Source organism: Inquilinus sp. OTU3971, from assembly GCF_038440215.1.
This window is the reverse complement of sequence record NZ_JASATH010000098.1, coordinates 1-22,519: the sequence shown is the minus strand read 5'-3', so window position 1 is coordinate 22,519 and position 22,519 is coordinate 1. Positions and strand designations below refer to the sequence as shown.

At 67.2% G+C, this 22,519-nt stretch carries 15 protein-coding genes; 5 read left to right on the top strand and 10 right to left on the bottom strand.

Annotated features, from left to right (window positions below; all coding sequences use genetic code 11):
* Positions 1–86: 86 nt before the first annotated feature.
* Both AAHM41_RS23035 and AAHM41_RS23030 read left to right on the top strand, forming a co-directional pair.
* Positions 87–446: a YciI family protein gene (locus AAHM41_RS23035; protein WP_342238927.1), complete on the top strand. Its 360-nt coding sequence runs from the start codon at positions 87–89 to the stop codon at positions 444–446.
* Positions 443–1,693: an RNA polymerase sigma factor gene (locus AAHM41_RS23030; RefSeq protein ID WP_342238926.1), complete on the top strand. Its 1,251-nt coding sequence runs from the start codon at positions 443–445 to the stop codon at positions 1,691–1,693. The genes AAHM41_RS23035 and AAHM41_RS23030 overlap by 4 nt, the downstream gene beginning before the upstream one ends.
* Before the next feature lie 60 nt (positions 1,694–1,753).
* Here the strand turns inward: AAHM41_RS23030 and AAHM41_RS23025 are convergent, their stop codons facing one another.
* From AAHM41_RS23025 to AAHM41_RS23015, 3 genes are all read right to left on the bottom strand, one after another.
* Positions 1,754–2,167, bottom strand: a complete 414-nt coding sequence (locus AAHM41_RS23025) for a type II toxin-antitoxin system HicB family antitoxin (protein ID WP_342238925.1) — start codon at positions 2,165–2,167, stop codon at positions 1,754–1,756.
* A gap of 3 nt (positions 2,168–2,170) precedes the next feature.
* Positions 2,171–2,359, bottom strand: coding sequence for a type II toxin-antitoxin system HicA family toxin (locus AAHM41_RS23020; protein ID WP_342238924.1), 189 nt, complete (start codon positions 2,357–2,359; stop codon positions 2,171–2,173).
* A gap of 271 nt (positions 2,360–2,630) precedes the next feature.
* Positions 2,631–5,471 carry an endonuclease/exonuclease/phosphatase family protein gene (locus AAHM41_RS23015; RefSeq protein ID WP_342238923.1) on the bottom strand — a complete coding sequence of 947 codons (2,841 nt, stop codon included), beginning with the start codon at positions 5,469–5,471 and terminating at the stop codon, positions 2,631–2,633.
* A 399-nt stretch (positions 5,472–5,870) separates the two neighbouring features.
* Here AAHM41_RS23015 and AAHM41_RS23010 point away from each other — a divergent pair, with 399 nt between their 5' ends.
* The gene (locus AAHM41_RS23010) at positions 5,871–6,719 is read left to right on the top strand and encodes a hypothetical protein (RefSeq protein WP_342238922.1); all 849 of its coding nucleotides are present in this window, start codon (positions 5,871–5,873) and stop codon (positions 6,717–6,719) included.
* A gap of 31 nt (positions 6,720–6,750) precedes the next feature.
* Here the strand turns inward: AAHM41_RS23010 and AAHM41_RS23005 are convergent, their stop codons facing one another.
* Together AAHM41_RS23005 and AAHM41_RS23000 are read right to left on the bottom strand one after the other, a co-directional pair.
* Complete coding sequence (locus AAHM41_RS23005; protein WP_342238921.1) at positions 6,751–7,782, bottom strand: BMP family lipoprotein; 1,032 nt, start codon at positions 7,780–7,782, stop codon at positions 6,751–6,753.
* Between the two features lie 147 nt (positions 7,783–7,929).
* Positions 7,930–8,703, bottom strand: a complete 774-nt coding sequence (locus AAHM41_RS23000) for a LamB/YcsF family protein (protein ID WP_342238920.1) — start codon at positions 8,701–8,703, stop codon at positions 7,930–7,932.
* A gap of 131 nt (positions 8,704–8,834) precedes the next feature.
* On the opposite strand from AAHM41_RS23000, the gene AAHM41_RS22995 reads away from it, so the two are divergent.
* Both AAHM41_RS22995 and AAHM41_RS22990 read left to right on the top strand, forming a co-directional pair.
* Positions 8,835–10,616 (top strand): B12-binding domain-containing radical SAM protein, encoded by a 1,782-nt coding sequence (locus AAHM41_RS22995; RefSeq protein WP_342238919.1) that lies wholly within the window; start codon positions 8,835–8,837, stop codon positions 10,614–10,616.
* Positions 10,617–11,052: 436 nt separating this feature from the next.
* Positions 11,053–14,439 (top strand): hypothetical protein, encoded by a 3,387-nt coding sequence (locus AAHM41_RS22990; protein ID WP_342238918.1) that lies wholly within the window; start codon positions 11,053–11,055, stop codon positions 14,437–14,439.
* Positions 14,440–14,598: 159 nt separating this feature from the next.
* Here AAHM41_RS22990 and AAHM41_RS22985 read toward each other — a convergent pair whose 3' ends face one another.
* The 5 genes from AAHM41_RS22985 to AAHM41_RS22965 form a co-directional block, all read right to left on the bottom strand.
* A complete protein-coding gene (locus AAHM41_RS22985; RefSeq protein WP_342238917.1) occupies positions 14,599–16,245 on the bottom strand; it encodes an ABC transporter ATP-binding protein in 1,647 nt (548 codons plus the stop codon).
* Entirely contained in the window at positions 16,242–17,366 is a 1,125-nt protein-coding gene (locus AAHM41_RS22980; RefSeq protein ID WP_342238916.1) for an ABC transporter permease, read from the bottom strand. The genes AAHM41_RS22985 and AAHM41_RS22980 overlap by 4 nt, the downstream gene beginning before the upstream one ends.
* A gap of 7 nt (positions 17,367–17,373) precedes the next feature.
* Positions 17,374–18,483, bottom strand: coding sequence for a microcin C ABC transporter permease YejB (locus tag AAHM41_RS22975; RefSeq protein ID WP_342238915.1), 1,110 nt, complete (start codon positions 18,481–18,483; stop codon positions 17,374–17,376).
* Positions 18,484–18,647: 164 nt separating this feature from the next.
* Positions 18,648–20,516: an extracellular solute-binding protein gene (locus AAHM41_RS22970; RefSeq protein ID WP_342238914.1), complete on the bottom strand. Its 1,869-nt coding sequence runs from the start codon at positions 20,514–20,516 to the stop codon at positions 18,648–18,650.
* An 8-nt stretch (positions 20,517–20,524) separates the two neighbouring features.
* Complete coding sequence (locus AAHM41_RS22965; protein ID WP_342238913.1) at positions 20,525–22,372, bottom strand: extracellular solute-binding protein; 1,848 nt, start codon at positions 22,370–22,372, stop codon at positions 20,525–20,527.
* Positions 22,373–22,519 lie beyond the last annotated feature (147 nt).

Sequence of the window (22,519 nt, the reverse complement as noted above, 5' to 3'; positions counted from 1 at the left end):
CGGCCGCCCCCTTGCTGGTCAGTGTCGATTCCGGGCTTCCCGGACCGACCAGCCTGCATCCACACTCGCAGCCGGGAGGACCCGTGATGAAGTATCTGTGCCTGGTCTATATGGAGCAGCGGACCCTGGACGCGATGTCGCAAGGCGAGCTCGACGCGCTGGTGCGCGAATCCATGGCCAATGACGAGGAGATGCGCCGCCGCGGCCAGTTCGTCGCCGCCCAGGCGCTGCAGCCGACCAGCGCCGCCACCACGCTGCGGATCCGCGGCGGCCGGGTCATCACCACCGATGGGCCGTTCGCCGAGACCAAGGAATTTCTCTCCGGCTTCATCATGATCGAGGCGCGGGACCTGAACGAGGCGCTGCAGCTCGCCGCCAACATCCCCATGGCGCGGATGGGCAGCATCGAGGTCCGGCCGGTCTGGGAGCATTGCGGCGACAGATGACCGCGGGTCCGGCGATACAGCGGACGATCGAGTCCGTCTACCGGGCGGAATCGCGCCGGGTGCTGGCCACGCTGATCCGCCTGCTCGGCGACTTCAACCTGGCCGAGGAGGCGCTGCACGACGCCTTCCGCGCGGCGGCGGAGCAGTGGCCGCGCGACGGCGTGCCGGCCAATCCCCGGGCCTGGCTGGTCTCCTCCGGCCGGTTCAAGGCGATCGACGGGCTGCGCCGCCGCACCCGGCTGGACGCGGCCCGGGCCGAGCTGGCGAAGCATCTGGAGGAGGCGGAGGACCCCCATGAGCATGAGGCCGAGCCGATCGAGGACGACCAGCTGCGGCTGATCTTCACCTGCTGCCATCCGGCGCTGGCGCCCGAGGCCCGGATGGCGCTGACCCTGCGTGAGATGTGCGGCCTGACCACCGAGGAGATCGCGCAGGCCTTCCTGACCGCGCCGACCACGGTGGCGCAGCGCATCGTCCGGGCCAAGGCGAAGATCCGCGACGCCGGCATCCCCTACCAGGTGCCGCCGAAGGCCGAGCTGCCGGACCGGTTGGACAGCGTGCTGCAGGTCATCTACCTGGTGTTCAACGAGGGCTATCTGGCGTCCTCCGGCGCCGACCTGACCCGGCCGGACCTGTCGGGCGAGGCCATCCGCCTGGGGCGCCTCCTGGTCGGGCTGCTGCCGGAGCCGGAGGCGATCGGCCTGCTGGCGCTGATGCTGCTGCAGGATTCGCGCCGCGCCGCCCGCAGCTCGCCGACCGGCGAGCTGGTGCTGCTGGCCGACCAGGACCGCAGCCTGTGGCACCGCGGCCAGATCGCCGAGGGGACGGCGCTGGTGCGGCGGGCGCTGGCCGGCCCGGAGGTCGGCGGCTACGCGCTGCAGGCGGCGATCGCGGCAGTGCATTCCGAGGCGCCGGATCCCGCCTCGACCGACTGGGCCGAGATCGTCGGCCTCTACGACCTCTTGATGCAGGCCGACCCGTCGCCGGTGGTGGCGCTGAACCGGGCGGTGGCGGTGGCGATGCGCGACGGCCCGGCGGCGGGGCTGGCCCTGATCGACGCGATTTTGGCGCATGGCCATCTCGGCGGCTACCGCCTGGCCCACGCCGCCCGCGCCGACCTGCTGCGCCGCCTGAGCCGGACGGCCGAGGCCCGCGCCGCCTACGACCGCGCGCTCGACCTGACGCAGCAGGAGTCGGAGCGGAGGTTTTTGTTGAGGCGGTTGGAGGAATTGGGAGAGGGGACGTAGGTTGGGTCGCCGAGGCGAACCCAACACTGTCTCGACGGGCGGTCGGCTACGGCGTCTGCTTCAGGCTGCCGTCTCCAGCCGGTCATGCGACATAGCCTCCCGCGCCGCGCGAACCAGGAAGCCGGACCGCGTGAAACCATGTCCTTCGGCATAGCGATCGATCTCGGCCAGGATATCCTCGGGGATCGTGACGTTGACGCGAACCGACTTCATAGCCTGTCGGGGGGCGGCCACCAGGACGGCGACGCCGCCCCGGTTCTCCGGATCAGCCATGATCTCCTCCAGGCTGGAGGGCTCGGGAACGGCCTCGCCATCCTCGGCCAGCCCCTCGATGTGCAGGGCCAGAGCCTCCTCCGCCATGGCGCGCGCATCGTCCAAATCGACGCCGGCGGTGATCAGGCCGGGAAGATCGGGGAACGAGACGCCATAGTCGCTATCAGCGTCCTTGTGGATCAGGGCGATGTAGTGGCGCATGGTTCACCTCAACCTGATGCCGGCCTGCTTCTCGATGCTTCGGAGCGTGCCGATCGGTATGTCTCGCTTTGGATGCGGGACGGTCACACGCCCTGGTTTGGTTGGATGCTTGAACTGGACGTGGCTCCCCTTCTGGGCCACCTCGTACCAACCGTCCGCCTTCAGGGCGCCGATGACGTCGCCGCTCTTCATGTGTGTATGTATACACACTGATGCGGACAACGTCTAGACCGGAGTGCGCATTGATACACACCGCGCGGTCGGACTCGTCTCGGCTCAGGGCGCGGAACACAACCGGCGCGAATGGAAAGGCGGAGAACCGGGAGCGGTCCATCCGCCTTCCAAGCCCCGTCGCGACAGTCCGCAGAACCGCTCGGGAAATTCGACGGTAGCTGGGGAGGAATTGAACCCCGGGTAGGGGATTATGATTCCCCTGCCCGGCGACCGAACGAGCCGGGCCCCCTCACACCATCCAATCCGCGTGCTCGATCTGGTCCGGCCGCACGCCGAGCAGGGTGACGCGGGTGCCGTCGTCGAGCTCGACCACCGTGCTCAGCAGGCCCCACCTCACCGTGGCTTCGGCGCCGTCGGCGATGGCCAGCTTGTCCTGGCGGACGTCGAAGTCGGTGATGACGTCGCGGCCGTCGCCGTGGCCGAAGGCGAAGATGTCGGCGCCGCGGCCTCCGATCAGCAGGTCGTTCCCGCCGCCGCCGGCGATGCGGTCGTTGCCGGCGCCGCCATAGAGCGTGTTGTCGCCGCTGTTGCCGATGATCTGGGTGTCGGTGTTGCCGGCCCAGACGATCAGGTCGCGGTCGCCCTGCAGCACGATGCGCTCGACCGCATCATTCGCCTTGACGTTGACCGAGGCGCGGACCTCGTCGAAATCCTCGGTGCCCTTCACGATGGCGAAGTTGAACAGGAAGGTCGGCTTGTCGGCGGTGATGATGTTCGGGTTCTCCGGCGTGCCCGGCGCCGGGATGTGCAGCCGCGCCACCGACGGGTCGTGGTCGCTGACCTGGTCGGCGAAGCCGGCATTGGTGTGGACGATGTCGAATTCCAGCCCCGATTGGTACACGCCGTCGGTCGCCAGCATGTGGTCGAGCTCCTGGCTCGCGCCCTCGAACACGTAGCTCCAGCGCTCGCCGGCCGGCAGCAGCTCGTCAGCCAGATCCTTCAGCACAGGACTGCCGTCGGTGTCGCCGCGCAGCACCTTCAGCGGGTCGTTCCAGGAGAACTCGTTGAGGTCGCCGACCACCATCACCTTGGCGTCGGCATCGGCCGCCAGCCGGCCGTCGACATAGGCGTTGACGATCGCCGCCTGGGCCTCGCGCTGGTCCTCGCCGCGGTTCAGCGGCGGGAAGTCCTCGCCATAGGTCGGCGAGCTGCCGCTCTTCGAGGTGAAGTGGTTGTTCACCAGCGTCACCGTCTCGCCGTTGAAGACGAAATCGGCGGCCAGCGGCAGGCGGCTGGCGGCGAAGGCGTCGCCATCCGACAGGTCGGGATCGGTCAGCGCCTTGACCGAGCTTTCGACCAGGTCGACCCGGTCCGGGTTGTACAGGTAGCCGACCCGGATGTTACCGCCGGGCTGGCCGCCCGAGGTGCCGCTGGCCGGCGCCACGTCGACATATTCGTAGCGCGGCCCGCCATTCGCGACGATGGCCTCGATCAGCACCCGTGCGGTCTCGGCGGCCGAGGTGACGCCGGTGATCTCGGCGCCGTCGCTGTCCTGCACCTCCTGCAGCGCAACGATGTCGGGCGACCCCATGTTGCCGACGATCTGCTGGGCCAGCCGGTCGAACTTGCCGCTGCCGACGTCATCGTCGACGTTGTTCGGGTTCTTGTCCTGGACCAGGTTGATGTCCTCGACCTTGGGGTCGAGGTTCTCGAGGTTGATCGAGCCGACGGTCAGGTGGTCGCGGTCGCCGGCCAGCGCCGTCGTCTCCGGCGTCAGGGTGCCGGGGGATTCGACCTCGATCGGCTTGATCGCCTGGACCTCGTACCAGCCGAAATTGTAGTTCACCACGCCCTGAACGGTGCCGAGTTGGGCCCCGACATTGAAGTCCGGCATGAAGCTGCCCAGCAGGTCGTCGTCGATCTGGATCCGCTCCGGCTGCTGGTCGGTCTCGGAGATCATGAGGCCGCCGGCGCCGCTGCGGGAGCCGGTGGCGTGGTCGCCGTTGTCGGCCAGCACATAGGCCTCGCCGAAGCCGTTGGTCGGGCCGATCACCACCGGGGCCGGCACGTCGACCAGCATGCCCTCCAGGCTCTCCCAGTAGTCGACGCCGTCATGGGCGGGGTCGTAGACGGTGCGGCCGTCGTCGTCGATCGTCTCGGTCGGCGGGGCGTAGCCGCCGGCGCCGATGCTGACCGCGACCGGCACGGTCTGCTGCACCGCCGAGACCTCGACGCTGGCGCCGGTGATCTCGGTTACGGTCAGGTTGTGGGACGAGGCGCCGCCGGGCCGGAACTCGGTGACCGAGCCGGTGACGTCGAGGGTGACGCCGAGCTGTACTTCGGCCGGCACGGCGCCGGCGCCGGTGAAGACGAAGACGGCGTCCGAGGTCGCGGTGTTGCCGTCGCCCTGGGCGTCCTGGATGTAGAAGCCGTTGGACGCGATGGCGGTGACCACGCCCTGGGTCGCCACCCGGTCGCCCTCGAACTCGGAGCGGTGGCCGGCGCCCTGGATCTCGTAGATCGCGTGGAAGTCCGGTTCGGTCTCGGGCACTGGCGCGTTCTCGGCGCCCGGCGTGTTCAGCGCCTCGCCGGGGGCGGGCGTGCCGGTCTGGCCCGGCAGGCCGGCCAGGTCGAAGTCGTTGCGAGTCCAGTCCGCCGGGCTGCCGGTGTCGGCGCCGTCGGGCAGGCGCGAGGCGCCGCCGACTGTGATGCCGGCGCCGTCGAAATTCGGGGTCAGCACGGTGGTGCTGTAGAAGCGGTCGTCGGTGCCGCCGTCGTCGATCGCGACGCCGTCGCCGATCCGCGCCCAGGGCGTGGCGTCGAGCACGCCGTCATCGTTGGTGTCGAGGTCCTGGCCGGTGCTGCCGCTGTAGTTCTCGACCAGCAGCAGCGTGCCGCTGCCGTTCTGCAGCAGGTTCGACTGGAAGCCGCTGCTCCAGTAGCCATCGGCATCGGTGCTGCCGATCGCGGTGGCGGAGATGATCCGGCCGGTGCCGCCGGCATCGCCCTCGATCTGCACCAGGGTCCAGCCGCTGTAGTCGGCCAGGGCGTCGCCCTTGATCTCGAAATATTCCGAATTGTCGGTGCCGACATGGTTGGCGACGAACTCGTTGAGCAACGGATCGGCCATGACGAAGTCCCCCTTCTTCATCGGGCAAGGGCCGAATCCCCTGCCGCTCCCGAAACACCTCTAGGCGCCTTCCGTTGCATCCGCGTGACGGAAAGTGGTCAGCGGCGGGCATGGCCGGAGACCCTCGGGCATTGCGGCCAATGCGTCCAACTGTGAGAGGTCGATTTTCGCAGAATATTCTGAAATTGCATCCGAAGCTTGAGTCATAAAGAATATATTGTTCAAGAATCTTTGTATAAATTTGGCTTATTTTTGGCTAAAGCGAATAATACTAAAGTTGATATTCAATCTTTACTTTCATCTCTTCTGCGTCAGTGGTACGAATCATGATATCGAGGCGCGGCCATGATGAAGCTCGGGCCCGGGGGAGGAGCGTGGACCTGATCATGGAGATGGCGCATGCAAAGGCTGGATATCTCGACCGTCTGCGACCGCATTGCCGTGCAGGCGCCGTACTTTGCCTTCGGCGAGCTGGAGGGAGATGAGGACGGCGCTGTCCGAGGTGTCTTCGCATCCGAGCAGACGATCGGCTATGAGCGCGGCCCGGTCGCCTCGGCAGAGGTCGGCCGGCATCTCGCGATCCTCGGATCCTGTGCCGCCGCCCGGCGCGCGACGGAGCGGACCTACTACCTCGCGACCAAGGCACGGTACAGCACGCTCAAGGACGCAGGGCGCCGCGGAGCGGGCCGGGTGTTCCAGGCCGCCGCCGAGGTGCTGGCGCAGGACCGGCGTTCGCTGACGGCGCAGGCGATCATGTCGGACGGCGACCCCTTCGCGCATCTGCACTGCGAGTATCAGGCGCTGCCGGAACGGGTCTTCATGCGCCTGTTCCAGGACTACCGGATCGAGCAGGCCTCCACCCCCGAACGCTCCCCATACGGGGAGCCGATACCCCTGGCTTTCGAGGAGCCGCGCGGATCATCGCTCGCGGCTCGCAGCCAGCCCCTGGCGCCGGCCCGATGCGCCGGTCACTTTCTCCACTACCCGGCCTGGCCGATCGCGATCATCGCCGAGACCATCACCCAGGTGGTGGCCCGCCTTCTGCACCACATCATCGGCAGAGAGACAGAATACTCCGTCGTCCGGACGGACATTGCTGCGCTGAGGCTCGTCTCCGCGGCGGAGGCATTGTCCTTCCAGGTCGAATGCCGCTCGGCCTCCCGCATCCTGTCGCACTACGCCTTCTCGGCGCGGGTTATGCGGCGCGAGGACGTCGTCGTCACTATGGACACCGAGCTGCACGTGTAGCGGCGGAGGTGCTGCCGGGCGGGCCCCGCGCTCAGGGTCTGGTCGGGTCGGGCACCGTGATGCTGCCGTCGGCGATGGCGCGGCGGGCGGTCTCGACCGCTTCCTCCATCTCCGGGGTGACCAGCGGCCGGTTGTTGTCGTCGATCGCCCAGCCGACCGCGTGCTCGCGCACGCCCAGCGTGACCAGGCCGGCGGACCAGACGCCGGCCCGCATGTCGTCCAGCGACCGCAGCACGGCAATGTCGACCCGCTTCAGCATCGAGGTCAGGATGGTGCCGGGGACCACGCCGTTCTGGTTGCTGTCGACGCCGATCGCCAGCGTCTCCGCCTCCCGCGCCGCCTGGAACACGCCGAGATTGGCCTCGCCGGCGACGGCGAAGACGACGTCGGCGCCGCGCCCGATCAGGCCGCGCGCGACCTCGGCCGCCCGGTCCCGGTCGCGGAAGGCAACGGCGGGATCGGTGCCGACATAGTCGACCAGGGTGGTGACCTCGGGCCGCGTCGCCCTGGCGCCGGCGGCGTAGCCGGCGGCGAATTTCTGCATCAGGGGCACGTCGGCCGCGCCGACGAAGCCGATCGTTCCGGACTTCGAGGCCAGCGCCGCCAGCACGCCGACCAGATAGGCGCCTTCCTGCTCGCGGAACACGATCGAGCGGATGTTCGGCCCCTCGGCGACGCCGTCGACCAGGACAAAGCGGACGTCCTGATGGGCTGCGGCACACATCTTCACCGCATCGGCATAGTAGAAGCCGACGGCGATGATCAGGTTGGCGCCCTGCCGCACCAGGCCATCGACCGCGCCGCCGAACCCATCGACCGACTGCAGCTCGGCCTCGAGATAGGCCTCGCCGGTCTCGTTGCGGAAGAACTCCAGCGCGTGCAGCGCGCCTTCGTTGAAGCCGCCGTCGCGCTTGTCGCCGAGAGCATAGACGACGCCGGGCCTGACCGGCACCTCGTCGTCGACGCCGCGCGTCGCCCCGTCGGGATCGGCGGCGGCCATCACGGACAGGCCGGCCACGGCCAGGCTGATGCCGGCGAGAAGGCGGCGGCGGTCGAGAATCATTGGTTCCGTCTCCGGACGGCAGGGGCGGCGCGGGTCCTGCTGACCCGTGGACCCGGAGATGGACGTGTTAAGGTTCCGTTACAAGAGCGCGTTCCGCAGCGCTCGTCTGCCATGCTTTCGCGGCGAATTCCTGGCGATTCCGCGGGATCAGGCCGGCCGGTCCTTCAGCGCCACCAGGCGGATGCCGGCCTGTTCCAGCCGTTCGCGGATGCGGCGGGCGATGCCGACCGCGCCCGGCGTGTCGCCATGAACGCAGACGGTGTCGACCGGCACCGGGATGCGCTTGCCGCTGCGGCTGGTGACCGCCTGCTCCTCGACCATGCGCAGCACCCGCTCGGCCGCGGCCTCGGGGTCGTGGATCACCGACCCGGCGACCTTGCGCGAGGTCAGGGTGGCGTCGTCCTCATAGGTACGGTCGGCGAAGACCTCGCGCACCACCGGCAGGCCCAGTTCCACCGCCGCGCGCTCCAGCGCCGTGCCGGGCAGGACCATATAGGCCAGGGTCGGGTCGACCGACTTGATCGCGCGGCCGATCGCCAGCGCCACGGCATCCTCGACCATCGCCACATTGCTCAGCGCGCCATGCGCCTTGACATGGGTGACGCGGTGCCCGACCGACGTCGCCATGCCCTGGATGGCGCCGATCTGGTAGACGACATGGGCCTCGATGTCCTCGGGCGTCTCGCCCTGGATCACCCGGCGGCCGAAGCCCCAGAGGTCGAGGAAGCCGGGATGGGCGCCGACGCCGATGCCGCGGTCGCGCGCCAGGGTCAGGGTCCGCCGCATCACGATCGGATCGCCGGCATGGAAGCCGCAGGCGACATTGGCCGAGGTGACGATCTCCAGCATCGCCGAATCGTCGCCCATCTCCCAGGCGCCGAAGCCCTCGCCCATGTCGCAGTTCAGATCGACGCTCGCCATGATCTCTTCCCCGGAACGGCCTTCCGCTTGATGACTCCTGTATGAACCTCGCCGCCGGAGACGGCAATCGTCGCCCCGCACCGCGCATTCGTGCTATTCAGACTCAACAGGACCCAGCAGGGGACGCCGATATGGCGGTGGGGACGAACGGGCGGCGGGTGTTTGAACTCGTCTTGATCAAGCCGTCGCATTACGACGATGACGGCTATGTCATCCAGTGGCTGCGGTCGGCGATTCCGTCGAACACGCTGGCGGTGCTGTACGGCCTCGCCCGCGACTGTTCCGAGCGCCTGATCCTCGGCGCGGATGTCGACATCGCCATCACCGCGATCGACGAGACCAACACCCGGGTCCGACCGGACGCGATCATCCGCCGGATCCGGCGCGCAGGATCGGGCATGGTGGCGCTGGTCGGGGTGCAGTCGAACCAGTTCCCGCGGGCGGTCGACATCGCCCGGCCGCTGCGGGCGGCGGGGATCCAGGTCGGCATCGGCGGCTTCCACGTCTCCGGCACCATCGCCATGCTGCCCGGCCTGCAGCCGGAGGTGGCGGAGGCGCAGGCGCTGGGCATCTCGCTGTTCGCCGGCGAGGCCGAGGGGCGGCTCGATGAGGTGCTGATCGACGCCTTCAACAACCGGCTCAAGCCGCTCTACAACTTCATGGACGACCTGCCGAACATCGAAGGCGTGCCGATGCCGGTGCTGCCGATCGCGCGGGTGCGCCGCACCGCCGGCCAGCACACCAGCTTCGACGCCGGCCGCGGCTGCCCGTTCCAGTGCTCGTTCTGCACCATCATCAACGTCCAGGGCCGCAAGTCGCGCCGCCGGTCGCCCGACGATGTCGAGCAGATCATCCGCGAGAATGTGAAGAGCGGCATCAGCCGCTTCTTCATCACCGACGACAATTTCGCGCGCAACAAGGACTGGGAGCCGATCTTCGACCGGCTGATCGAGCTGCGCGAGCGGGAGAAGCTGTCCTTCCGCATGATCATCCAGGTCGACACCATGTGCCACCGCATCCCGCACTTCATCGAGAAGGCGGGACGGGCGGGGGTGACCCGGGTGTTCATCGGGCTGGAGAACATCAACCCGGACAGCCTGGTCGGCGCCAAGAAGCGGCAGAACAAGATCACCGAGTACCGGAAGATGCTGCTGGCCTGGAAGGCGGTCGGCGCCATGACCTATGCCGGCTACATCCTGGGCTTCCCCACCGACACGCCGGAATCGATCGTCCGCGACATCGGCATCATCCAGCGCGAGCTGCCGGTCGACCTGCTGGAGTTCTTCTTCCTGACGCCGCTCCCGGGGTCGGAGGACCACAAGAACCTGTTCCACGCCGGCATCCCGATGGATCCGGACCTGAACCGCTACGACCTGAACCACGTCACCACCGGCCACGCGCTGATGTCGCGTGAGGAGTGGCAGCGGGCTTACAAGCTGGCCTGGCAGACCTACTACTCGCCCGAGCATATGGAGACGGTGATGCGCCGGGCGGCGGCGACCGGGATCAGCGTCGGCAAGATCCTGTTTCTGCTGCTGTGGTTCACCACCTGCATCAATGTCGAGGGGCTGCACCCGCTGGAGGGCGGCTATCTGCGCCGCAAGGTGCGGACCGACCGCCGCCCGGGCCTGCCGATCGAAGCGGCCTTGCCCTTCTACCTCCGCTATGCCGGCGAGACCGTGGCCAAGCACTGGGCCATGGCGCGGCTGTGGTGGCGCTTCAACCAGGTCCGCCGGCGGATCAAGGCCGATCCGAACCGCAAGGCCTATCACGACCTGGCGCTGACGCCGGTCAGCGAGGAGGAGCTCGACACGCTGGAGATGTTCTCGGTGACGCAGGGCGCCCGCGCCGCCGCGGCCCGGGCGCACACCAAGCCGGTGCCGCAACCGCAGGGCGCCACCGCGGCGGAGTGATCGGCGCCTGATCCGGGCGGCGGGGCTGTATCGCTCTGCCGTCATCCCCGATGATTCCGGATGCCGTTCGGCTATGGCGACGGCGCGACCCATCGTCTCGAAGCGGGGCGGCAACAGATCACGGACAATGAGGCCAACGGCCTTTAGGATGACTTTCCAGCCTCTCCTCGTCATGGCGAGGAGCGAAGCGACGTGGCCATCCAGGGAGCGGTGCCGCTGGATGGCCGCGCCCCTTTGGGGCCCGCCATGACGGTCAATATTTCGGGCTATTGGTATAGGGGCAAAGTTCAGGCTGTTAATGCCAGAACTCGTGAAATCGTGACATAATCATTACAATTTTCTTGTTGAGATTGTAATCCTTTTGCCATAGACAAATCGCAAGACTGCAAGATTTGGCGCTCCAGAACTCCAGAAAGCGCCGCTCTGTCTGCGATAAATGGTCTGTTCGATCGTCGGTCAGACCTGTATTCAGGAGAGGCTGATGACTGGTATTTCCGGACTGCCGGACCGCGGGCCTTTGCTCTCGGACCGGTTCAGGCAGAACACATCCGTCACGCTCTGGAACCAAGCCCTGAACCGGGCGAAGGGACCCGGAACGATCGTCCCGGCCACCAATGCGTCGCCGAGAGCGGAGCCGCTGGAGGAGCTCGACGGCAGCAATCCGGCGAACAGGAGCATCGACGGCCAGATCACCTATCAGGCGCAGCGGGGCGATAATCTGACCGAGATCGCGCGGCAGCTGGGCTATGGCAAGGACCTGGACCCGGCCGTGGCGCAGCGTCTCGGCTTCGACGAGAACCGGGACTATGCCGAGCAGTACGCCGAGCTTCTGGCCCGGTTCAATCCAGAGCTGGAGGCCGATCCGGACGGCCTGCCCGAGACCCACGTCATCACCATCCTCAGCGACGAGCGGGTGGAGCGGCTGCAGGACATCTCGGAGATCGCGGGCGGCGCGGATTCGGTCGAGGACCTGCCCCAGGCCGAGCAGGACGAGCTGCAGGATCTGATCGACGCGGATCTGGCCCTGGTCGCCGGGACGATGGACCAGGAGGACTTCGAGGCGACCCTGGAGGAGCGCGCGGCCCATCTGCGTGCCGTGCTGCCGCAGACGGAGGGGCTCTCGGACCTGGTCGACTCCCGGGCCGAGGATCTCCGGGTGAACATGAACGTGCTGTTCAATGGCCTGCGCGATAGCGCCGCGCAGGCCTTGGAAAGCGGCGACTGGAGCGCGTTCCAGGGCGATGTCGAGGAGGCACTGCGGCGCAGAATCTATCCGCCGCCGCCCGCCCAGACCCCCGATTTCGACCCGGATCGGGAGGCGGCGGAATTCATCGCCGAGCTGTCATTCTACGGCCCGATGGACCCCGACACGCTGGAGGTCGACCCGGGATATCTCGACGCGCTCGAGGCGGCGCGCCACCAGGTGATGGTGACCGATCCCGCCAGCCAGGTGACCGACGGGAACTCGCTCGAAGTGACCCTCACCGGCGTGCCGGCCGAGCGGGCCGACCAGATCCTGGTCGAGCTGTCGGAGATGCCGGCGACGGGAGACTATGAAGACGAGGAGAACCCGCCGACCTCGCGGCTGGCCGAGATCGTCTATCCGCTGCGCCATCTTTCTTCCAACGGAGGCCTTTCGGACGAGGCGGAGGAACTGATCGGCAACCTCAATGTCGTCGCGACGCAGGCGGGCGCCTCCGCCTCCGTCGACGCCGACGGCCGCATGCAGATCAGCGAGGGCGTCTCGCGCCTCGCGGGGCTGATGGCGGACGCGAACACCGGCGGCTTCGATCGGGAGTCGCCCACGGCATGGGGCGGGGACATCGTGCTGCGCACCGCCATCGCCGACAGCATCAGCCACGGCGACGGCGCGACCCTGGCGGTCGCCATGGCGGCGCATTATGCGGAGGACGGCTGGGCCGACGCGGCCGATGCCATGCTCCACACCGTGGCGTCCGGCGTCGAAAACCTGACGCCGGAGGCGCGGGAGGCGACCGAGGAGTACGGACGCCTGATCGGCGATCCGCAATGGGCCGGCAGCTATCTGGAGGGGCTGCGGGACGACGAGGAACTCGCCGGCGCCATCCAGACCGTCCAGGACGGCAAGCTGGAGGACAATCCGGAGCAGGTCGCCAGGTTCGAGCGGCTGTTCGCCGGTGCCATGTCCACGGATGCGGTCCTGGAGGCGCTGCCGGAATCCCTGCGACACCTGGAAGGCGAGGACCTGTATGGCTATGAGCGCCTGACGGAGGCTCATGGGGAACTGCGTCACCTTCTCGTCGGCGATAAGGACGACGGCGACGATGCCCCACCGCCGATGGTCCAGGTCGCGATGGGCGGAATGTCGGCGTCGCCGGAGCCCCTCACCCTGGCGGAGGTGGAGCGGCAACTGCAGGATTCACCCGAATTCCAGCAATACGCGACGCTGTACCGCAACGTCTCCGACGCCGAATTCGACGCCGTGTTCGGGGATGTCCTGGACACCTACGACCAGATACAGCGGCAGCTGGACGACCCGGATGCGGACATCATCGAGCTGCCTCCCGGGATGACGTCCCTGCCGTCCACCGTGCAGGAGGTGCTCGATGGTCTGAAGGGCAAGGACCGGACGGAAGCGCTGGACGCCCTGCGCGACAAGCCGGCGCAGGGGGCGGCGCTGCTGATGACGCTGGAGATGCTGGAGAACAGCCAGCCCAACGGCCCCAGCGGCGGCTTCGTGTCGCGCGAAATCAAGAATTCCAGCCTGCTCGTATCCACCGTGCTGGCGCCGTCGTCGCCGATCGCGCAGGCCGTTGCCAATCGCGCGAACGGCGGCGCCAGTGGCGAGGCAGAGCCGCGGGATGGGCTGCTCGGCCGCCGGGCCGCGGCGATTCCAGCGGCGGGGATCAGCGGCGCGCTGAACATCTGGGGCGTTCGCGAATTCCTGGCGTCCGACCGTCCCGACGACAAGGCATGGGCGGCGGTCTTCGGCCTGCTGGCCGGCATGGACGTGTCGCGTGGGGCCGCAGCCGGCATCCAGAGCCTTCTGATCCCGCAAGGGCGGCACGTCCGGCCGGCCACCGGGCTGCCCAGCCTGTTCAACCAGGGCGGACGGCTGGATCGCATGACCCGGTTCGGCTACGTCAACGGGCCGGGGATCTATCGCACCCTGGGCACCGCGTCCTCGGTCCTCACCGCAGGGGTCGCCGCCTGGACGGCGAGCATCGAATTCTCGAACGGCAACGTCCTTGGAGGAGCCGTCTGGACCTCGATGGGTCTCGCGTCCGTCGCCACGCTTGCATTCGCGAGCACGTCCTGGGCCGGGCCGGTGGGATGGGTCGCCGCCGGGGTCTGGCTGGTCGGCGCCAGCATCCTGCACTGGCAGTCCAGCGAGAAGCAGCGCGAGTATTTCGAAGGGGATACGCGGGCGATCCTGGCGAATCTGGATCCGCCGGTGGACCCCGAGCGGGCCGAGATCCTGGCCGAGGGCCGGGACGATCCCGGCGCCTCCGACGAGGCGATGGGCCGGCCGCTGTTCCCGCTGCTCGAGCAGCTGGCCGAATATCGCGGCTACGACACGCCGGCGGAGAAGCAGGAGTTCTTCGACTACATCCTCTACGACAAGGAGGCGCTGCCCAACGACATGCTGCGGGAGCTGTCGGAACGGACCTACTCGATGATGGTGAATCTCGACGACGACAGCTACCTCGTCGACAGCGAGATCCGCGGCTTCGACTGGTATCCGACGACCATCTCGCAGCTGAGCGACTGGATCGACGGCGTCGAGAGAGAGGACATCGGCTCGACCAATCCCGGCATCAGGCTCCCGCCGCGCCGCAACTGACCGGCCGCCGGAGCGCCGATCTCGTATCAATGACCTGAAATATTGACCGTCATGGCGAGCCCCGAAGGGGCGTGGCGATCCAGGGCCGCTCGCACCGGCTCCTGGATGGCCACGGCGCTGCGCGCCTCGCCATGACGGGAAAGGACTGGAGAGGCGGGCTCAGATCGCGATCTCCGGCGTGTCCGCCGACTTCATCTCCAGCGCGGCCTTCAGCAGCGCCTGGGTATAGGGGTGCTGCGGCGCCTCGAAGATCTGCACCGCCGAGCCGTGCTCGACCACCTTGCCGTTCTTCATCACGATGACCTCGTCCGACAAGGCGCGGACCACCTTCAGATCGTGGCTGATGAACAGATAGGCCAGGCGGTGCTTCTCCTGCAGCCCGCGCAGCAGGTCGACGATCTGGGCCTGGACCGACATGTCGAGCGCCGAGGTCGGCTCGTCCAGCACCACGAATTTCGGCTTCAGCACCATGGCCCGGGCGATGGCGATGCGCTGGCGCTGGCCGCCGGAGAATTCGTGCGGGTAGCGGTGCCGGCTGGCGGGGTCGAGGCCGACCTCCTCCAGCGCCGCGACGATCATCCGCTCGCGCTCGGCCGAGGAGCCGCCGATGCGGTGCACCTGCAGCCCCTCCTCGATGATCTCGGAGATCGACATCCGTGGGCTGAGCGAGCCGTAGGGGTCCTGGAAGACGATCTGCATCTCCCGCCGAAGCGGGCGCATGTCGCGGAACTGCAGGCCTTGCAGCTCCTTCTTGCCATACAGGATCGAGCCCTGGCTCGAGATCAGGCGCAGCAAAGCGAGGCCGAGCGTGGTCTTGCCCGATCCGCTCTCGCCGACCACGCCGACCGTGTGGCCCTCGCGCACGGTGACGTCGATGCCGTCCACCGCCTTGACATGGTCGACCGTGCGGCGCAGCACACCGGCCTTGATCGGGAACCAGACCTTGATCTCGCTGGCCGAGACCACGGTGCGGGCGTCGGCCGGAGGCGGCGCCGGATCACCCTTGGGCTCGGAGGCCAGCAGGCGCTGGGTGTAGGGATGCTGCGGCGCGGTGAACACCGCCTCGGTCTCGCCGGCCTCGACGATCTCGCCCTTGTTCATGACGCAGACCCGGTCCGCCATCTTGCGGACGACGCCCAGGTCATGGGTGATCAGCAGCAGCGCCATGCCGAAGCGGCTCTGCAGGCTCTGCATCAGCTCCAGGATCTGGGCCTGGATGGTCACGTCCAGCGCCGTGGTCGGCTCGTCGGCGATCAGGATGTCCGGCTCGTTCGCCAGGGCCATGGCGATCATCACCCGCTGGCGCTGGCCGCCCGACAGCTCGTGCGGATAGGCGTTCAGCCGCTGCTCCGGGTTCGGCAGGCCGACCAGGAGCAGCAGCTCCAGCACCCGGGCGCGGGACTGGGCCTTGCCCATGCCCTTGTGGACCGACAGCACCTCGCCGACCTGCTTCTCGACGGTGTGCAGCGGGTTCAGGGAAGTCATCGGCTCCTGAAACACCATGGCGATCTTGTTGCCGCGGACCTCGCGCAGGACCTTTTCCGGCGCGCCGAGCAGCTCCTGGCCGCGATAGCGGATGCTGCCCTTGGGGTGGCGGGCGCTGGGATAGGGCAGCAGCTGCAGCACCGACAACGCGGTGACCGACTTGCCCGAGCCGCTCTCGCCGACCAGCGCCAGGGTCTCGCCGCGGTCGAGATGCAGCGACACGCCCTTCACCGCCGGCACTGCGCCGCCGGGCACCCGGAACTCCACCGCCAGGTCGCGGATCTCGAGCAGCCTTTCGCCGGAGGTCGGGATGTCGGTCATGGCGTCTGGGCCTTGGGATCGATGACGGGACTGGGGGCGGCAGCCGGGCCGCCGGCGGCTATCGTCTTGCGCGGGTCGAAGGCGTCGCGCAGCGCCTCGCCCATGAAGACGAGGAGGCTGAGCAGGATGGCCAGCGAGAAGAAGGCGGTGAAGCCGAGCCACGGCGCCTGCAGATTGGCCTTGCCCTGGCTGACCAGCTCGCCGAGCGAGGGCGACCCGGGCGGCAGGCCCAGGCCCAGGAAGTCGAGCCCGGTCAGCAGGCTGATGCTGCCGGTCAGGTTGAAGGGCAGGAAGGTGATGGTGGCGACCACGGCGTTGGGCAGCACGTGCTTCCACATGATCACGCGGTCCGGCTGGCCCAGCGCCCGGGCGGCGCGGACATAGTCCAGGTTGCGGGCGCGCAGGAACTCCGCCCGCACCACCCCGACCAGGCTCATCCACTCGAACAGCAGCATGATGAACAGCAGCGTCCAGAAGCCCGGCACGAAGAAGGACGACATGATGATCAGCAGGTACAGCTGCGGCATGCCGGACCAGATCTCGATCACCCGCTGGAAGACCAGGTCGGTCCAGCCGGCGAAATAGCCCTGAATTGCGCCGGCGAAGACGCCGATGACCGAAGCGAAGGCGGTCAGGGTCAGGCCGAACAGGATCGAGAGGCGCAGGCCGTAGATCAGCCGGGCCAGCACGTCGCGGCCCTGGTCGTCGGTGCCGAGCCAGTTCGTGGCCGAGGGCGGGGAGGGGGCGGGCTGGTCCAGGTCGTAATTGATGGTGCGGTAGGAGAAGGGGATCAGCGGCCAGACCGCCCAGCCCTTGGCGCTGATCAGCTCGCGCACGAAGGGGTCGCGGTAATCCGCCTCGGTCTCGAATTCGCCGCCGAACGCCGTCTCCGGATAGGTCTGCAGGACGGGCACGTAGTAGTGGCCGTCATACTTGACCAGCAGCGGCCGGTCGTTGGCGATGAACTCGGCGAACAGCGTGACCAGGAACACGACCAGGAACAGGTACAGCGCGATCAGCCCGCGGCGGTTGGCGCGGAAATTGGCGATGCGGCGGGCGGTGATCGGCCGGATGCGGAAGCCGAGGAAGCGCGGATGGGCGAGGTCCTGTGCCCTGGACAATGCCGCCTCAGACATTGCGGGCCTCGAAATCGATCCGCGGGTCGATCAGCGTGTAGGTCACGTCCTGCACCAGCTTCATCACTAGGCCGAGCAGGGTGAAGACATAGAGCGTGGCGAACACCACCGGGTAGTCACGCTGGATCGCCGCCTCGTAGCCGAGCAGGCCGAGGCCGTCGAGCGAGAAGATCACCTCGATGAACAGCGACCCGGTGAACAGCACGCCGATGAAGGCGGCCGGGAAGCCGGCGATGACGATCAGCATGGCGTTGCGGAAGATGTGGCCGTACAGCACGCGCCGCTCGGTCAGGCCCTTGGCCCGCGCGGTCAGCACATACATCTTGCCGAGCTCGTCGATGAACGAGTTCTTGGTCAGCATGGTCAGGGTGGCGAAGCCGCTGATCACCATGGCCGTGATCGGCAGCACCATGTGCCAGAGATAGTCGAGGATCTGCTGGTACCACGGCAGGGAAGACCAGCCGTCGGAGACCAGACCGCGCAGCGGGAACCAGGCGAAATAGCGGCCGCCGGCGAACATCACGATCAGCAGCATTGCAAAGAGGAAACTGGGGATCGCGTAGCCGACGACGACCACGCTGGAGGTCCAGATGTCGAACCGCGACCCGTCCCTGACCGCCTTGCGGATGCCGAGCGGGATCGAGATCAGATAGACCAGCAGCGTGGTCCACACACCGAGCGAGATCGAGACCGGCAGCTTGGACACGATGAGGTCGACCACCCGCGCGCTCTTGAAGTAGCTGCGGCCGAAATCGAAGTTCAGATAGTCACTGATCATCAGCCAGAACCGCTCGATCGGCGGCTTGTCGAAGCCGAACTGCTTCTCGATCTCGGCGATGAATTTCGGGTCCAGCCCTTGGGCGCCGCGGTATTTGCTGGTAGCCGCATTGCCTCCGAGTTGCGAGCTGTCCGGTGCACGGTTGAAATCGCCGCCGCCGCCGCTGATCCGGCTGGTCGCGTCGGTGGCTGTGCCCTGCAACTGTGCGATCATCTGCTCGACCGGCCCGCCGGGGGCGAACTGCACGATGACGAAGTTGACGACCATGATCCCGAACAGGGTCGGGATGATCAGCAGCAGGCGCCGGATGATATAGGCGAGCATTGGTCAGGTTTCACTCCGGCAGCGGGCCGGTATGGTACGATTTTGATTGTCATTGCCGGGCTTGACCCGGCAATCCAGAAGGTGTCGATGCTCTCTGGATGCCCGGGTCAAGCCCGGGCATGACAGAAAAGAGAGCAGAACCTCGAAGGCTGGTCGGATCTGCCTCACCGGCGCTGTCCCCTCAGGGCCTTGGGATTCTTGCCGTCGAACCACCACGTGCTGGGGAAGCCAACGTCGTATTTCGGCCGCGTCTCCGGATGGCCGAACATGTCCCAGTAGCCGATCCGGGAGAACGGGTCCTCGTACATGGCGATGGAGAAGAACTGCCAGGTGGCGTAGCGGTCGAAGGCCTTGCAGGTCGCCGCCTTCTCATCATAAGTCTTCGCCGCAATGATCATCTCGATCAGCTCGTCGATGACCGGGTCCTTCACGCCTTGGGAATTCTCGTCGCCCGGCCGGTCGGCGTAGCGGGAATTCCAGCCGCCGCGCAGCGCTTCTCCGGGAGGGAAGAATGGCGTGAAGCCAAATGGCATGAGGTCGAAATCGAAATTATTCACCCGATTGCGGAATTGCGGCACGTCGAGCAGCCGTGGCGAAGCTTGAACCCCGATCCGTCGCAGGTTCTCGACAAAGGGCAGGATCGTCTTCTCGGTCTCAGGCCTGAAATAGACAATCTCGAAGGCCATCGCCTCGCTGGCTGCGTTGACCAGCCTGCCTCCGCGTGACTCCCAACCAGCCTGCTTCAGCAGGTCGAGAGCCGACCGCATATTGGTGCGGATATTGCCGTTGCCATCAGTCGTTGGTTGCTTGAATTCGGTGGTGAAGATCTCGTCAGCGATCTTCCCGCGATAGCGCTCCAGGATCTCCAGCTCCCGGCCTTCCGGCAGCCCGCTGAAGGAGAAGGGCGTGTTTGGGAAGTAGCTGTTGATGCGGCGATAGAGACCGTAATAGCTGGTCTTCTGTGTCGTCTCGAAATCGTAGAGATAGTTCAGCGCCCGTCGGACCCGAACGTCGGAAAAATAGGGTCGCCGCAGGTTGAACATCATGCCCAGATAGGGCTGCGGCGATGCATCCGGGATCTCCTCGAGCTTCAGGGCGCCGGACTGCACCGCGGCCACGGATTTGAAGCCGGTCGTCCACTGCTGGGGCGAGCCGATCGCCATGAAGTCGAACTCGCCCGACTTGAATGCCTCGTACAGCACGTCCTGGTCGCGATAGTACTGGTACGTGATCTCGTCGAAATTGGCCGTGCCGATATTCTGCGGCAGGTCCTTGCCCCAATAATCCTCGACCCGCTGCAGCGTGATCGCGCGGCCCGGATCCACGGACTTGATCTTGTAGGCGCCACTGCCGAGCGGCGGCTCCATCGTCAGCCCGCCGAAATCCCGGCCCTCCCACCAGTGCTTCGGCAGGATCGGGAAACTCGCCATGGCCTTGAGCAGCTGCGGGTTGTTCAGATTCTTGGCCGTGAACCGGACGCGTCGTATGTCCAGCGCCTCGATGCTGTCCATGTCGTCGTAGAAGCGAGCCCGGAATCGCAGCGCGCCTTTCTCGCGCAGCAGCTGATGGGTGAAGGCGACATCCTCGGCGGTCATCGGATGGCCGTCATGGAAGCGCGGGCCTTCGCGCATGGTGAAGATGACCGAAAGCTTGTCGTCGGAGATCTCGAGCGACTCCGCGACATCGGCGTAATAGGTGTCGAGCTCGTCGAGATTGACCGTGATAAGGGCATCGTTGATCGCGCCCACACCCGCCGCATCGGTGCCGTCGGTGGTCAGGTTGTTGAGCGTGTCGAAGGTGCCGAAGGCGCCTAGGACCAGATGGCCGCCCTTGGGAGCATCCGGACGGACATAGTTCCAGTGCGGGAAGTCCTTCGGATAGGCCGCCTTCAGGTCCAGCATCGGCAGGTAATAGGTCGGCGCGCCATAGCCCGGCGTGGCGGCCGTCCCTTGGGCGAAGGCCCGGGGCAGGGGGAAGGACGCCCCCGCAACCGAGAGCATCGAGCCGATCGAGAACTGGCGTCGCGTGATCATGCCTACCTCTATCCTCCGCCGCGCTTCAGCGCCGCATCTTTCGCCGGATCGATCCACCAGGTCGAGGGAAAGCCGACGCCATTCGGTTCGCCGAACCGATGGGTCGGCTGCGTCCTAGGCTGGCCGAAGCGGTTCCAATAGGCCACCCAGGCGTCGCTCTTGCCCCATTGCAGGATCGCATAGCGATTCCACAACAGCACACGATCGAGCGCTCGGGTTGCAACCTGCAGCGACGACAGGTCGCGGGCGGCCGTGATCTTGTCGATCAGCGCGTCCACCACCGGGTTGCGGATGCCCATGAGATTGGCCGAGCCCTCGATCCCCGCTTCGCCGGAGCCGAAATAGTTGCGCAGCTCGCTGCCCGGCGGGGGGTAGAAGGCGAGGGCGAGCGGCATGACGTCGTAGTCGAAAGTCTGCTGGCGCTTCTGCATCTGCGCCGCATCCACCCGGCGCAGTGATGCCTGGATGCCGACCTGCCGCAGCCTTTCGACGAAGGGCTGGGTCACGCGTTCGTAGATCGCCTGGTCGATCAGGATCTCGAAGCGCATCGGCTCGCCGGTGGCGATGTTGGTCATCAGCCCGTCGCGTTGCTCCCAGCCGGCCTCCTTCAGCAGGCGCAGGGCGGTGCGGATGTTGTCGCGCATGTTGCCGCTGCCGTCGGTCTGCGGCAGCGCGAAGGGGGTGTCGAACAGCGCGTCCGACACCTGGCCGCGGAACGGCTCCAGCAGCGCCCGCTCCTCGCCCTCCGGCACGCCGGAGGAGCGGAAGCCCTCGGCGTTGAAATAGCTGGCCAGCCGGTCGTACAGGCCGGAGAACAGGGTCTTGTTGACCCATTCGAAGTCGTACAGCCAGCCCAGCGCCTCGCGGACCTTGGGGTCGGAGAACGGCGTGCGGCGCAGATTGAACAGATATCCCTGCATGCCGCGGGGATCCTCGCTGGCGATTTCGGCGCGGATGAGGCGGCCGTCGCGCACCGCCGGGATATCATAGCCGGTGGCCCAGAACAGCGAGGTGAACTCCTGCCGGAAATCGGAGTTGCCGCCCTTGAACGCTTCGAACTCGGCGTCGCGGTCGCGGTAGTAGTCGTAGCGGATGCGGTCGACGTTCCACTGCCCGCGATTCACCGGCAGATCGCGGCCCCAATAATCCGCCACCCGCTCCCAAGCGAGCGTCCGGCCGGGATCGACCGATGCGATGCGGTAGGGGCCGCTGCCGAGCGGCGGCTCGACCGTGTTCTCGCCGATGTCACGGCCGTTCACGGTCCACCAGTGCTTCGGCAGGATCGGCAGCGCGTTCGCCACCTGGCCGATCGGCTTGCGGCGGTTGCGGCTGGCGAAGGTGAAGCGCACCCGGCGGTCGTCGAGCGCCTCGGCGCCGGTGACGTCCGGGAAGAAGGACTTCAGGAACGGCTCGGCCTTGTCCCGCACCGTCTCCCAGCTCCACACGACATCCGCAGCCGTCACTGGCACGCCGTCGTGCCAGCGCGCCTCCGGCCGCAGGGTGAAGACCGCCCAGGAGGCATCGTCCGGCACCGTCACGCTCTCCGCCAGCAGGCCGTAATAGACCCCGGATTCGTCCTGACTCTCGACCATCAGCGAATCATTGAGCAGCCCCAGCGACCGCGGCGGCGTGCCGATCGGGATGACGTTCAGCGTGTCGAAGGTGCCGACCGTGCTCAGCACCAGGCTGCCGCCCTTCGGCGCCTCCGGGTCGGCATAGTCGAAATGGGTGAAGCCGGCGGGGTATTTCGGCTGCCCGAACAGGGCCAGGGCGTGGCTGGCCGCCGGCTCCTCCGCCCGAACAGCGGCCGGGGCCGCGACGGCAAGGGCGAGCAGGAGGGCGGCAATGACGCGCATGAAAGTCCCGGGCCGGCATTCCGGCGCTGCAACGGCGCCAGCGGAGAAGAGTCTAGGGAATCTCACGCCGCGGAAGAAAGCCAGACATAAACGGAAACGGGGCCCCGTTTTGGGGGGCCCGCCCCGGACAGCCAGGGGTGTGGCGTT